Source organism: Kluyvera sp. CHPC 1.251, assembly GCF_036759945.1.
In the GTDB taxonomy this organism is placed as follows: domain Bacteria; phylum Pseudomonadota; class Gammaproteobacteria; order Enterobacterales; family Enterobacteriaceae; genus Kluyvera; species Kluyvera sichuanensis.
The window spans coordinates 1-13,710 of record NZ_JAPKIC010000009.1 but is presented as its reverse complement, the minus strand read 5'-3'; the positions used below and the strand labels follow the sequence as shown (position 1 = coordinate 13,710).

Annotated in this window: 13 protein-coding genes; 7 read left to right on the top strand and 6 right to left on the bottom strand. The window is 55.7% G+C overall.

Features of this window, described 5'->3' with window-relative positions:
- Window positions 1-66 precede the first annotated feature (66 nt).
- The 5 genes from queF (at window position 67) to xni (ending at window position 6,481) form a co-directional block, all read left to right on the top strand.
- Window positions 67-912: an NADPH-dependent 7-cyano-7-deazaguanine reductase QueF gene (gene queF, locus V6940_RS17010; protein ID WP_333496642.1), complete on the top strand. Its 846-nt coding sequence runs from the start codon at window positions 67-69 to the stop codon at window positions 910-912.
- Window positions 913-1,027: 115 nt separating this feature from the next.
- Window positions 1,028-2,392 carry a nucleotide 5'-monophosphate nucleosidase PpnN gene (ppnN, locus tag V6940_RS17005; RefSeq protein WP_035892831.1) on the top strand — a complete coding sequence of 455 codons (1,365 nt, stop codon included), beginning with the start codon at window positions 1,028-1,030 and terminating at the stop codon, window positions 2,390-2,392.
- 501 nt (window positions 2,393-2,893) lie between these two features.
- A complete protein-coding gene (locus tag V6940_RS17000) occupies window positions 2,894-4,183 on the top strand; it encodes an HAAAP family serine/threonine permease (RefSeq protein WP_185667989.1) in 1,290 nt (429 codons plus the stop codon).
- A 53-nt stretch (window positions 4,184-4,236) separates the two neighbouring features.
- Window positions 4,237-5,604, top strand: coding sequence for an L-serine ammonia-lyase (locus tag V6940_RS16995; RefSeq protein WP_333496641.1), 1,368 nt, complete (start codon window positions 4,237-4,239; stop codon window positions 5,602-5,604).
- A gap of 121 nt (window positions 5,605-5,725) precedes the next feature.
- Window positions 5,726-6,481 (top strand): flap endonuclease Xni, encoded by a 756-nt coding sequence (gene xni, locus V6940_RS16990; protein WP_333496640.1) that lies wholly within the window; start codon window positions 5,726-5,728, stop codon window positions 6,479-6,481.
- Between the two features lie 116 nt (window positions 6,482-6,597).
- Here xni and rlmM read toward each other — a convergent pair whose 3' ends face one another.
- The 4 genes from rlmM to V6940_RS16970 all read right to left on the bottom strand — a co-directional run bounded on the left by rlmM (window position 6,598) and on the right by V6940_RS16970 (window position 9,604).
- Entirely contained in the window at window positions 6,598-7,698 is a 1,101-nt protein-coding gene (rlmM, locus tag V6940_RS16985; protein ID WP_333496639.1) for a 23S rRNA (cytidine(2498)-2'-O)-methyltransferase RlmM, read from the bottom strand.
- On the bottom strand, window positions 7,691-8,086 hold the full coding sequence (locus V6940_RS16980) for a DUF423 domain-containing protein (RefSeq protein WP_123650616.1): 396 nt from the start codon (window positions 8,084-8,086) through the stop codon (window positions 7,691-7,693). The genes rlmM and V6940_RS16980 overlap by 8 nt, the downstream gene beginning before the upstream one ends.
- 19 nt (window positions 8,087-8,105) lie before the next feature.
- Window positions 8,106-9,023, bottom strand: a complete 918-nt coding sequence (gene gcvA, locus V6940_RS16975) for a glycine cleavage system transcriptional regulator GcvA (protein WP_185667985.1) — start codon at window positions 9,021-9,023, stop codon at window positions 8,106-8,108.
- 353 nt (window positions 9,024-9,376) lie between these two features.
- A complete protein-coding gene (locus tag V6940_RS16970; RefSeq protein ID WP_333496638.1) occupies window positions 9,377-9,604 on the bottom strand; it encodes a YgdI/YgdR family lipoprotein in 228 nt (75 codons plus the stop codon).
- Between the two features lie 192 nt (window positions 9,605-9,796).
- On the opposite strand from V6940_RS16970, the gene csdA reads away from it, so the two are divergent.
- Together csdA and csdE are read left to right on the top strand one after the other, a co-directional pair.
- On the top strand, window positions 9,797-11,002 hold the full coding sequence (csdA, locus tag V6940_RS16965; RefSeq protein WP_333496637.1) for a cysteine desulfurase CsdA: 1,206 nt from the start codon (window positions 9,797-9,799) through the stop codon (window positions 11,000-11,002).
- Complete coding sequence (gene csdE / locus V6940_RS16960) at window positions 11,002-11,451, top strand: cysteine desulfurase sulfur acceptor subunit CsdE (protein WP_333496636.1); 450 nt, start codon at window positions 11,002-11,004, stop codon at window positions 11,449-11,451. Before csdA ends, csdE begins: the two co-directional genes overlap by 1 nt.
- On the opposite strand, the gene tcdA is transcribed toward csdE, so the two are convergent.
- Window positions 11,436-12,248 (bottom strand): tRNA cyclic N6-threonylcarbamoyladenosine(37) synthase TcdA, encoded by an 813-nt coding sequence (tcdA, locus tag V6940_RS16955; protein ID WP_333496635.1) that lies wholly within the window; start codon window positions 12,246-12,248, stop codon window positions 11,436-11,438. The two genes, csdE and tcdA, sit on opposite strands and share 16 nt — an antisense overlap.
- Before the next feature lie 107 nt (window positions 12,249-12,355).
- Window positions 12,356-13,453, bottom strand: a complete 1,098-nt coding sequence (mltA, locus tag V6940_RS16950; protein ID WP_333496634.1) for a murein transglycosylase A — start codon at window positions 13,451-13,453, stop codon at window positions 12,356-12,358.
- Window positions 13,454-13,710 lie beyond the last annotated feature (257 nt).

Below are 13,710 nucleotides of genomic sequence, written 5' to 3'. Positions count from 1 at the left end.
TTTCTCTCTTCTGGTTAGCTAAGATACACTAGAAACAATAGTGTACCTGCTTTGTAACGGTGAAACATGTCTTCTTACGAGAACCACCAGGCGCTGTCTGGCCTGACCCTGGGTAAAACCACAGATTATCGCGATACTTACGACGCCTCTCTGCTTCAGGGCGTACCGCGCAGCTTAAACCGCGACCCGCTGGGGCTGCACGCGGATACCCTGCCGTTCCACGGCGCGGATATCTGGACGCTGTATGAACTCTCCTGGCTGAATGCTAAAGGGCTGCCGCAGGTGGCCGTTGGCCACGTCGAGCTGAGCCACGCGACGGTCAATCTGGTGGAGTCCAAAAGCTTCAAACTATACCTCAACAGCTTCAACCAAACGCGCTTTGATAGCTGGGAATCGGTTCAACAGACGCTGGAGCGCGATCTGAGCGCCTGCGCGCAGGGCGTCGTGACCGTCGCGCTGTATCGCATCGATGAACTGGAAGGCCAGCCTATTGCCCATTTCCATGGCAACTGCATCGATGACCAGGATATCGAGATTGAAAGCTACGAGTTTAATGCTGACTATCTCGATGGCGCCGCTGGGCAAAAGGTGGTGCAGGAGACGCTGGTCAGCCATCTGTTGAAATCCAACTGTCTGATCACCCATCAGCCAGACTGGGGCTCCGTGCAGATCCAATACCGCGGCCCGCAAATCGACCGCGAGAAGCTGCTGCGCTATCTGGTGTCATTCCGTCATCACAACGAATTCCACGAGCAGTGCGTTGAACGTATCTTCAATGACATTTTGCGTTTCTGCGCGCCGGAAAGCCTGAGCGTTTACGCCCGCTACACACGTCGCGGCGGTCTGGATATCAACCCATGGCGCTCAAACGGCGAGTTTGTCCCGGCCATCGGCCGACTGGTACGTCAGTAAGCTTAACAAAATCTCAATTTTGCGCGCTTTGTTCCGCGCTGAGGTTGTAGTAAACGGGCCAGCGAGGCTATTGTAATCATCAAGGAAGACGATTTTCGTCCCGTAAGGAGTTCACTTGATTACACATATTAGCCCGCTTGGCTCAATGGATATGTTGTCGCAGCTGGAAGTTGACATGCTTAAACGCACGGCCAGCAGCGACCTGTATCAATTGTTCCGCAACTGTTCCCTGGCCGTACTGAACTCAGGCAGCCTGACCGATAACAGCAAAGAGCTGCTGTCCCGTTTTGAAAGCTTCGACATTAACGTGCTGCGCCGCGAGCGCGGCGTGAAGCTTGAACTGATTAATCCCCCGGAAGATGCCTTCGTTGACGGGCGTATTATCCGCTCGCTGCAGGCCAACCTGTTCGCCGTCCTGCGCGATATTCTGTTTGTCTACGGGCAGATCCATAACACCGTCCGCTTCCCGAACCTCGATCTGGAAAGCTCGACCCACATTACCAACCTGGTCTTCTCTATTCTGCGTAACGCCCGCGCGCTGCACGTCGGGGAAGCACCGAGCATGGTGGTGTGCTGGGGCGGTCACTCCATTAATGAAAACGAATACCTGTACGCTCGCCGCGTCGGTAACCAGCTTGGTCTGCGTGAGTTGAACATCTGCACCGGCTGTGGCCCAGGCGCGATGGAAGCACCAATGAAAGGCGCCGCAGTGGGTCACGCGCAGCAACGCTATAAAGAAGGCCGCTTTATCGGCATGACCGAACCGTCGATTATTGCCGCAGAACCGCCTAACCCGCTGGTGAACGAACTGATCATCATGCCGGATATCGAAAAGCGTCTGGAAGCGTTTGTCCGTATTGCCCACGGGATCATTATCTTCCCTGGCGGCGTCGGTACGGCGGAAGAGCTGCTGTATCTGCTGGGCATTCTAATGAACCCAGCGAACAAAGACCAGGTGCTGCCGCTTATCCTCACCGGCCCGAAAGAGAGCGCCGACTACTTCCGCGTGCTGGACGATTTTGTCGTGCATACGCTGGGCGAAGGCGCACGCCGTCATTACAAAATCATCATTGATGATGAAGTGGAAGTGGCGCGTCAAATGAAGAAAGCGATGCCGCTGGTGAAAGAGAACCGTCGCGATACCGGTGATGCCTACAGCTTTAACTGGTCAATTCGCATTGCGCCAGACCTGCAAATGCCGTTCGAGCCGTCGCACGAAAACATGGCAAGCCTGAAGCTCTATCCCGATCAGCCGGTTGAAGTGCTGGCCGCCGACCTGCGCCGCGCCTTCTCCGGCATCGTGGCAGGGAACGTGAAGGAAGTGGGCATTCGCGCTATCGAAGAGTTTGGGCCGTATAAGATCCACGGTGATAAAGAGATGATGCGCCGCATGGATGAACTGCTGCAGGGCTTCGTCGCCCAGCACCGCATGAAACTGCCAGGCTCTGCCTATATTCCGTGCTACGAAATCTGCGCCTGAGTCTGACCCCAGCGTAATTCACTCCCCATCCGGCGGTCTTTTCCGCCGGAATTTCTCCCAAAACAGCCCGCTTAGCTCCACCTATTCATTCACAGCCAATCGTTTGCGTGCATTATCCAACCACATATTATTAGCAATAGTTATGATTGAGCGCTAAAAAACGCCATTTTCACCATTTTTATCAGCGAAAACATCGCATTTACACCCTCAACCATTTACCACACATACTGCGAATGGTAGCCTTCGCGACCATTAATTTCTGCATATATTGCAATTACAGTAAAAACGCCTGCAATAACCCACACTAAAAGTGGATTATTACATTTGCGATCATGATCACTGATACATTTACCAGTTAAATGTACATTTGCGCTCGTCTAAAACGGTATCGGGTAAAAATCACAAAAAAGCCGATACTTATAAAATTTAATCTTGGTTTTAACGTTATTTTTATTTTATTTGACTAAAAAATTAGCATTTTCCTTCCTCCAGGAGATACAGATGGAAAACACTCAAACCAGCACTATCGTCACAGCAGAATCTGCTAGCGGATGGCGCAAAACAGATACAATGTGGATGCTGGGTCTTTACGGCACCGCAATCGGTGCAGGCGTTCTGTTCCTGCCAATCAACGCCGGCGTTGGTGGCATGATCCCGCTGATCATCATGGCTATCCTTGCTTTCCCGATGACCTTCTTCGCACACCGCGGTCTGACTCGCTTCGTGCTGTCCGGTAAAAACCCGGGCGAAGACATCACTGAAGTGGTTGAAGAGCACTTTGGTATCGGCGCAGGTAAACTGATTACCCTGCTCTACTTCTTCGCTATCTACCCAATCCTGCTGGTTTACAGCGTAGCTATCACCAACACCGTTGAGAGCTTCCTGGCTCACCAGCTGCACATCACGCCGCCACCGCGTGCGCTGCTGTCGCTGATTCTGATCGTCGGAATGATGACCATCGTTCGCTTCGGTGAGCAGATGATTGTTAAAGCGATGAGCATCCTGGTGTTCCCGTTTGTCGCAGCCCTGATGGTGCTGGCTCTGTACCTGATCCCACAGTGGAGCGGTGCGGCGCTGGAAACGCTGTCCTTCAGCAGCGCAGCCTCTACTGGCAACGGCCTGTGGATGACCCTGTGGCTGGCAATCCCGGTTATGGTGTTCTCCTTCAACCACTCACCAATCATCTCCTCCTTCGCGGTCGCGAAGCGTGAAGAATACGGCCAGGGCGCAGAGAAAAAATGCTCCTCTATCCTGGCACGTGCCCACGTGATGATGGTGCTGACCGTTATGTTCTTCGTCTTCAGCTGCGTACTGAGCCTGTCCCCAGCGGACCTGGCAGCGGCAAAAGAGCAGAACATCTCCATCCTGTCTTACCTGGCGAACCACTTTAACGCGCCGGTTATCGCCTGGATGGCACCGATTATCGCGATTATCGCTATCACCAAATCCTTCCTGGGCCACTACCTGGGCGCACGTGAAGGCTTTAACGGTATGGTTATTAAGTCTCTGCGTAGCAAAGGCAAAACCATCGAAATCAACAAACTGAACAAAATCACTGCGCTGTTCATGCTGATTACCACCTGGATCGTGGCAACCATGAACCCAAGCATCCTGGGGATGATTGAAACCCTGGGCGGCCCAATCATCGCGATGATTCTGTTCCTGATGCCGATGTATGCTATCCAGAAAGTACCGGCAATGCGTAAGTACAGCGGTCACATCAGCAACGTCTTCGTTGTCCTGATGGGTCTCATCGCTATCTCCGCTATCTCCTACTCTCTGTTTAGTTAATCACCCTGCGCCGTCCCTTGGGGCGGCGCTCTTCAATACCATAGGGACGCCTCATGATTAGCGTATTCGATATTTTCAAAATCGGCATTGGTCCTTCCAGCTCACACACCGTTGGGCCAATGAAAGCAGGCAAACAGTTCACGGACGACTTGATTGCGCGTGGGATCCTCAATGATATTACTCGCGTAGTCGTCGATGTTTACGGCTCACTCTCTCTGACCGGTAAAGGTCACCATACCGATATCGCCATCATTATGGGTCTGGCAGGAAATCTGCCTGATACGGTCGATATCGAGTCTATCCCGGCGTTTATCCAGGATGTGAACACCCACGGTCGCCTGATGCTTGCTAACGGTCAGCACGAAGTGGAATTCCCGGTTGACCAGTGCATGAACTTCCATGCCGACAACCTCTCCCTGCATGAAAACGGCATGCGTATCACCGCACTGGCGGGCGATAACGCCGTTTACAGCAAAACCTATTATTCCATCGGCGGTGGCTTTATCGTCGATGAAGAGCACTTCGGTCAGGAGACTGAAGCGCCGGTGGCCGTACCTTACCCGTACAAAAACGCCGCCGACCTGCAGCGTCACTGCAACGAAACCGGGCTGTCACTCTCTGGCCTGATGATGAAAAACGAACTCGCGCTGCACAGCAAAGAAGAGCTGGAAAAACACTTCGCTGACGTCTGGGCAGTGATGAAGGGCGGTATCGAACACGGCACCACCACTGAAGGCGTCCTGCCGGGTAAACTGCGCGTTCCGCGCCGTGCCGCAGCGCTGCGCCGCATGCTGGTAAGCCAGGATAAAATCAGCAGCGACCCGATGGCGGTGGTGGACTGGATCAACATGTTTGCGCTGGCCGTTAACGAAGAAAACGCCGCCGGTGGCCGCGTAGTGACGGCGCCAACCAACGGCGCCTGCGGGATTGTTCCTGCGGTGCTGGCGTACTACGACAAGTTTATCCGCGAAGTGAACGCCAACTCGCTGGCGCGCTACATGCTGGTCGCAAGCGCGATTGGCTCACTGTACAAGATGAACGCCTCTATCTCCGGTGCGGAAGTCGGTTGCCAGGGTGAAGTGGGCGTGGCCTGCTCGATGGCGGCAGCCGGTCTGGCTGAACTGCTGGGCGCAAGCCCTGCGCAGGTATGCATCGCGGCGGAAATCGGCATGGAGCATAACCTCGGTCTGACCTGCGACCCGGTTGCGGGCCAGGTTCAGGTCCCGTGCATCGAGCGTAACGCGATTGCCTCGGTGAAAGCGGTAAACGCCGCACGTATGGCGCTGCGCCGTACCAGCGAGCCGCGCGTGTGCCTCGATAAGGTTATCGAGACCATGTACGAAACCGGTAAAGACATGAACGCCAAGTATCGCGAAACCTCTCGCGGCGGCCTGGCAATGAAAGTGGTTGCCTGCGACTAACGTCATCCCCCCAGAGGCCTCGTGCAGTTTTGCGAGGCCTCTTCCCGTTTTATCCCCCGCCAATAGCCTCACTCTGCCGTGAATGTTACCCTTACCGCTCGAATCGTTAGGGAGAACACCCGTGGCCGTCCATTTGCTGATTGTTGATGCACTCAACCTGATACGCCGTATTCATGCCGTTCAGGGTTCCCCCTGTGTGGAAACCTGCCAGCATGCGCTGGATCTGCTGATTGCCCATAGCCAGCCGACTCACGCGGTGGCGGTGTTTGACGATGAGGCGCGCAATAGCGGCTGGCGACACCAGCGTCTTCCTGACTACAAGGCGGGCCGCCCGCCGATGCCAGACGACCTGCACGCCGAGATGCCCGCGCTGCGCGCCGCCTTCGAGCTACGCGGGGTACGCTGCTGGGTCTCCAGCGGCAACGAGGCCGATGATTTAGCGGCAACGCTGGCGGTAAAAGTCGCCGGAGCGGGCCATCAGGCCACCATCGTCTCCACCGATAAAGGCTACTGCCAGCTGCTCTCGCCAAACCTGCGCATTCGCGACTATTTCCAGAAACGCTGGCTCGACGTGCCGTTTATCGAAAACGAATTTGGCGTCCAGCCGCATCAACTACCGGACTACTGGGGGCTGGCGGGCATCAGCAGCTCGAAGGTGCCGGGTGTGGCGGGTATTGGTCCGAAGAGCGCCACTCAGCTGTTAACGCAGTTTCCCACGCTGGAAGCGCTGTATGAGCATCAGGATGAGGTGCCAGAGAAGTGGCGCAAGAAGCTGGTAGAACACCGGGAGATGGCGTTTTTATGCCGCGATATCGCACGGCTTCAGACGGATTTGCATATTGATGGGAATTTGCAGCAGCTGCGGCTTAACCGATAACGTAATGACGTAGGCCGGATAAGGCGAAGCCGCCATCCGGCAATGTCCACCGGACTGCCGGATGGCGGCTTCGCCTTATCCGGCCTACAAACCACATTAGACCGGGTTATGCGTTATTAACGTTCGTCGCGACGACCACCAACAGCAGCCCACAGACGACGCACGTGAACGGTTACCTCTTCGCGGTCATGATACAGCTGACGCGCCTGGATCTGGGCGTTAATCCCGTTCTCATCAAGCCTTGCCTGGATGTGCGCCAGGTTCTGCGACAGCTCTTCATAACGCTTTTTCATCGGCAGCTTGAGGTTGAAGATGGTCTCACGGCACCAGCCGTTCACCAGCCAATCGGCCATCAGAGACGCCACTTTCGCCGGCTTCTCAACCATGTCGCACACCATCCACGAGATGTTGCTGCGGGTTGGACGATAGCGGAAGCCATCTTCACGCAGCCAGGTGACCTGTCCGGTATCCATCAGGCTCTGCGCCATTGGGCCGTTATCCACGGAGGAGACCCACATGTTGCGCTTCACCAGCTGATAGGTCCAGCCGCCAGGGCAAGCCCCGAGATCGACCGCATACATACCGTTGGCCAGACGCTCGTCCCACTCATCGGCAGGGATAAAGACGTGGAACGCCTCTTCCAGCTTCAGGGTTGAGCGGCTTGGGGCATCGGCCGGGAATTTCAGACGCGGAATCCCCATGTAGAACGGCGAGTTGTTGTTGCTATAGGAGTATCCGGTATAGCAGCAGCCCGGCGCGATAAAGAACACGTGCACCACCGGGCGCTTGGTAGTCTCGTATGGCGCCAGCACGTTAGCTTCACGCAGCGCGGCGCGCAGCGGTACGGTGAATTTGCGGCAGAACTTCATCAGCTCTTTGCTTTCGTTGGTGTCCGCCACTTCAACGCGCAGATCGCCCCCTTTCTCCACCACGCCTTGCAGCATGCCGACAACCGGGGTCACGCGGTCTTCGGCCGGTAAATCTTTCAGCAGTTCGCCCACCACAATCATCTGACGTGCAAACACCAACGAGCTAAACGGCAGCTCGCGCGCCAGCTTGTCGGCGTCCCCTTCCTGATAGCATTCGAAAATCACATAGCCGGAATTATCTTTAACGCGCGCAAAGCCAAACACTTCGCGGCGACCGGCTTTATCGGTAATTTCCGCAGCACACTCTTTCTCAAACCCAGGGCGGCAATACAGCACAACCTTATTCATGAACAACACCCTTACGCTTAAGTCGAATGGCACCAATCAACATCAAAACCCAACCGGCGAGGAAGCTGACGCCGCCCACCGGGGTAACATACGCCCACAGGCGTAAATGAGAGAGCGCCAGGCAGTACAGGCTACCGCTGAACATCACGGTGCCTAGCGCCAGAAATACGCTGCTCCAGTAGAACCAGATACTAATGCGGCGCTGCATCGCCACCGCCAGTCCGAAAATCGCCAGGGTGTGGAACGCCTGATACTCCAGGCCGGTCTGGATCCAGCCCATTTCTACAACGCCCAACGATTTACTCAGCACATGCGCGCCAAACGCGCCCAGTGCGACAAAGATAAAGCCGCTGATAGCGGCAAAAATCAGCATAAAACGGCTGGTCATGGTATTACCCTAAATTCGTTTATTGTTCGTAACGGAAACGGAACGTTTCTTGTTCATGGGCCGCTTTCGCCAGTATCCACTGCCGAAAGGCCGCTATTTTACCCAGTTCAGCCTGACTGTCATGACAAACCAGATAAAACGCATTCTTACTGACCAGAACATCATTAAACGGGCAGACCAGACGGCCTGCCTCAATTTCAGACTGCGCCATCACGTTATTCGCGAGCGCAACCCCCTGTCCGTGGATGGCAGCCTGTAGCACCATGGCGCTATGGCTGAAGATCGGTCCCTGTTGTACGTTGATATGGGTGAGCCCCAGCTGGCGCGTATACGTTTGCCAGTCACGGCGGGAAGCATCGTGCAGCAGCGTGTGTTTGGCAAGATCGGCGGGCGTCTTTAACGCTTTCTCACCGGTCAGCAACAGCGGGGAACAGACGGGGAGCAGATACTCGGCGTACAGTTTTTCCACGCGTAGCCCCGGCCAGTTGCCGCGACCATAAAAAATCGCCACGTCGACGTCGTCCGCAAGCTTATCTTCCTGGCGATCTACAGCCTGGATTCTGACATCAATTCCCGGATAAGCTGAGTTAAAGCTTGAGAGACGCGGCACCAGCCACTGAATCGCAAAACTGGGCAATAAACTGACGGTTAACGCCCCTTTCGCGCTTCGTGCCTGTAGTTTACGCGTTGCCTCTGTTAATTGCGAAAAGATCTCTTTGATATCCTGAAAATAGCTCTGCCCTTCTTCGGTCAGAAGCAGAGATCGATTGCGCCGCCGGAACAGCTTCAACCCCAGAAAATCCTCAAGAGACTTGATTTGGTGGCTTACTGCGGCCTGCGTCACAAAAAGCTCATCGGCCGCGCGCGTGAAGCTTAAATGGCGTGCGGCAGCATCAAATACACGTAATGCATTAAGAGGTGGCAAACGCTTTGACATGGTCCCAGAACTCAATTGTTAACTGAATTTAACAAATAGGAAACAACAGTTAACCTATTAGTTTTTTTTATCTGAGCCATTATAATTTGTCCGTTGAGCTTCTACCAGCAAATACCTATCATGGCGGCACTTCCTGAGCCGGAACGAGAAGCTTTTTTTGGAATGCGTGTTCTGAAGGGCTTTTGGCTTACGGTTGTGATGTTGTGTTGTTGTGTTTGCAATTGGTCTGCAATTCAGATCACGGTAGCAAGGCTACCCTTTTTCACTTCCTGTACATTTACCCTGTCTGTCCATAGTGATTAATGTAGCACCGCCTATTTGCGGTGCTTTTTTTTGCCTGGACGATCGCGGTTTTATTTCTCCAGCGCAATCATCTCTTTCACTTCGCTGTGATTAATCTGCTGTTTCACACCGTTCGCATCTTTGTACGAAATCAATCCGGTATCGTTATCCGTCTGCGGTTTACCCTCAGAAACGATGCTCCGGCCATCATTGGTGTGTATCACGTAGTTAGGTCCAGCGCAGGCGCTCAGCGCGAAAGTCAGCATACAGGCAGAGAGTACGGCGGCAGTCTTTTTCATTTTCTTCTCCTTAAAGCGACTTATGCTATTCAATATAAGATTAACAACAGGGATTAATTCTTCCCCAACACTAAACAGCATAAGACACTGATACGGCTTCGTATGAAGTTCCGGACAATTCCGACGATGAGTACAAACCTTGTATCAACGCGCATTTTGCGCGACGATCTCCTTATTGATATGAGGAATTCCATGAACGCCTTCTCCCTTGCGCACTTTCGCGCCCAGTTTCCCGCCCTGCACGATGCCGGGGTATACCTTGATAGCGCCGCCACCGCGTTAAAACCGCAGGCGGTTATCGAGGCGACGACGAATTTCTACTCGCTGAGCGCGGGTAACGTCCATCGCAGCCAGTTTGCCGAAGCGCAGCGCCTGACTGCGCGTTATGAAGCCGCCCGCGACCAGGTCGCCCACTGGCTCAACGCGCCGAGCGGCAAGGATATCGTCTGGACGCGCGGTACCACTGAAGCCATCAACATGGTGGCCCAGTGCTACGCGCGCCCTCGCCTGCAGCCGGGTGATGAAATCATCGTCAGCGTTGCCGAGCACCACGCCAACCTGGTGCCGTGGCTGATGGTCGCCCAACAGACCGGCGCGAACATCGTCCAGTTGCCGCTGGGCGCTGACCGTCTTCCCGACGTTGAACGGCTAACGGCGCTGATTACCCCACGCAGCCGCATTCTGGCGCTGGGGCAGATGTCCAACGTCACCGGCGGCTGCCCGAATCTGGCCCGAGCCATCACCCTCGCCCATCAGGCGAACATGATAGTGATGGTCGATGGCGCACAAGGTGCCGTTCACTTCCCGGCAGACGTGCAGGCGCTGGATATCGACTTCTATGCTTTTTCCGGCCATAAGCTTTATGGGCCAACCGGCATCGGCACGCTGTACGGTAAAACTGAGCTGCTCGACGCCATGACCCCGTGGCTAGGTGGCGGCAAGATGATAAGCGAGGTGACTTTCGATGGCTTCACCACGCAGCCGGTGCCGTATCGCCTGGAAGCGGGTACGCCAAACGTCGCCGGGGTAATTGGTCTGAGCGCGGCGCTGGAGTGGCTATCCGAGATTGATATGGTGCAGGCTGAATCCTGGAGCCGGGGTCTGGCGACGCTTGCGGAAGAGGAACTGGCAAAACGACCGGGCTTCCGCTCCTTCCGCTGCCAGGACTCCAGCCTGCTGGCCTTTGATTTTGCTGGCGTTCACCACAGCGATATGGTGACGCTGCTGGCGGAATACGGCATTGCGCTGCGCGCCGGTCAGCACTGCGCTCAGCCGCTGCTGGCGGCGATGGGCGTGAGCGGTACGCTGCGCGCCTCGTTTGCGCCTTACAATACACAGGACGACGTACAGGCGCTGGTCAGTGCCGTCGATCGTGCACTCGAACTTCTGGTGGATTAATGACGATGCCTTCACTCTCCGAACACCCGTTCGGCACCCGCGTAACGCCTGAGACGTTGCGCCAGCAGTTCGCGGCGCTGTCACAATGGGAAGAGAAATACCGCCAGCTGATCCTGTTAGGGAAACAGCTTCCGGCGCTGTCGGACGAACTTAAAGCGCAGGCACGCGAAATTCCCGGCTGCGAAAACCGCGTCTGGCTGGGCTACACGCAGGCGTCAGACGGGGCGCTGCACTTCTTTGGCGATAGCGAAGGAAGGATTGTACGCGGCCTGTTGGCCGTGCTGCTGACGGCGGCGGAAGGCAAGCAGCCGGCAGAGATTCTGGCAAATGATCCGCTCAACCTGTTCGATGAACTGGGGCTGCGCGGTCAGTTGAGCGCTTCACGTACTCAGGGCCTGACGGCCCTAAGTGAAGCGATGATGGAAGCCGCGCGTCAGGCGCTGGCCTGACGCTCCGCCTTCGCGAGCATTTTCTTCAGCGCATGGGACACTGCCACGAAGCCAAAAGTGGCGGTAACCATGGTCGCCGCGCCAAACCCGGCGGCACAGTCCATACGTTTCGGCCCTTCCGCCGTGCTTTTCATGGCACAGACCGAACCGTCCGCCTGCGGGTACACCAGCGCTTCAGTTGAGAAGACACAGTCTACGCCAAGCTTACCTTTGCTGTTCTTCACCACGCCGAAATCGCTTTTCAGCCGCTCGCGCAGCTTCGCCGCCAGCGGGTCCTGAATAGTTTTCGCAAGGTCACTCACCTGAATCTGCGTCGGGTCAATCTGCCCGCCCGCGCCGCCGGTGGTAATCAGCGGGACTTTATAACGACGGCAGTAGGCAATCAGCGCCGCTTTTGGGCGAATGCTGTCGATAGCATCCACCACGTAGCTGTAGCCCGCGCCCATGTACTCAGCGACGTTATCTGGCGTGACGAAATCGTCCACCACGGTGACGCGACACTCGGGGTTAATCTGCCGAATACGCTCGGCCATCACTTCCGCTTTCGCCAGCCCGACGTTACCGCCAAGGGCGTGGATCTGACGGTTGGTGTTGGTGACGCAGACGTCATCCATATCGATAAGCGTGATCGCACCAATGCCGGTACGCGCCAGCGCTTCCGCCGCCCAGCTACCCACGCCGCCGATACCGACTACGCACACGTGCGCATCAGCAAAAACCTGCAGCGCTTTTTCACCGTATAAACGTGCCGTGCCGCCAAAACGCTGGCGCCAGGCGTCACTGATAACCACAGACATAAAACCTCAAATTCATCAATTTCGCGCGATATGACTGCCTGATGGCGGCGACGCCTTATCAGGCCTACTCAATCATGTAGGCCGGATAAGGAAGCGCCATCCAGCAACTAGCCGCTAAACACATTCCCGCCGTTGGAGGCTGTTTTCAGCACCCATACGCGGCCATAGTGATTATACCAGCCTGCGCGATGCCCGGCATCCGGGCCGATGCCCTGGTAGATGTCGAAGTGCTGGCCTTTAATCGCACCACCGACGTCCAGCGCCACCATCAGGCGCAGTTCGTACTGACCGTTAAACTTACCGTTATTGTCGAGCTGCGGCACTTCAGCCAGCAGCGTGGTGCCCGGCGGAATGATGCTGCGGTCAGACGCCACAGAGGCACGGCCAATCAGCGGCACAGCGCTAGCGCCTTTTACCGGTGCAAACGACTGCGGTTTAAAGAAGACAAACGACGGGTTCTGCTCCAGCAGTTCGCGGACTTCTGCTTCGCTGTGGGTTTCGCCCCAGTGGCGGATCGCCTGCATCGACATATCTTCGCGCTTCACTTCACCGCGGTCGATCAGCACCTTACCGATGCTTTTGTACGCCCAGCCGTTCTTGCCGCCGTAGCTAAAGAAGTTCAGCGGAGAACCATCACCGAAATCAATATAGCCGCTGCCCTGCACGTCCATGATGAAGTTATCCATCAGCGAATTGCTGTAGGCCAGCACGTAGGTATCGCTAAGCCCACCGGCATAGATGCTGGCGCGAGACGGCAGCTTGCCGCGTTTAGGCGGCATGCGGTAGATAGGGTACTGGAATTCACCCTGGCGCGTATGGCGAGCCTGGACAACCGGCGTGTAGTAACCGGTAAACTGCACGTTGCCGTAGTTGTCGGTCCCTTCCATCTGCCAGGCATCGATACCGTACTGACGCATGGTGCGGGTATCGCCGCCCGCGAGCAGCCACTGCTGCACGGCGCTATAAAGGTTGCTCTGGTTGCCGTACAGGCGCGGAGAGGCGTTACGAATCTCATTTAACTGCTGCGCAAAGTCGCCCGCGTTGATTGGCGCGCCGACGGCATCAGGTTGATTCACGAGTGAGAAAGGCTGGGTGAGTTTCCCGTCTTTATACTGTTGACCGCGATCGGTCGGTTTTGACGAACAGGCGGCTAGCATTGCCAGCAGTGCGCCCGTTGCCACATATTTGGCCCAACGTCCTTTCATGGTATTTTGTGTTCCGCATAGTCGAAAGTGCCCGGTGAAGATAACAAACCCCCAGGGGTATTGAAATGCGAACGCGCCCCACGGTAACCAATTCGCACAAAAAAAGCGCAAATTGCGTCGTATCCGTACAACTTATAAAAAAATGAGTGATTTGCCGCAAAAATGGTTGCAACAAATGCTGAGCAGAGTATAGTGCGCATCCACGGACGCGGGGTGGAGCAGCCTGGTAGCTCGTCGGGCTCATAACCCGAAGGTCG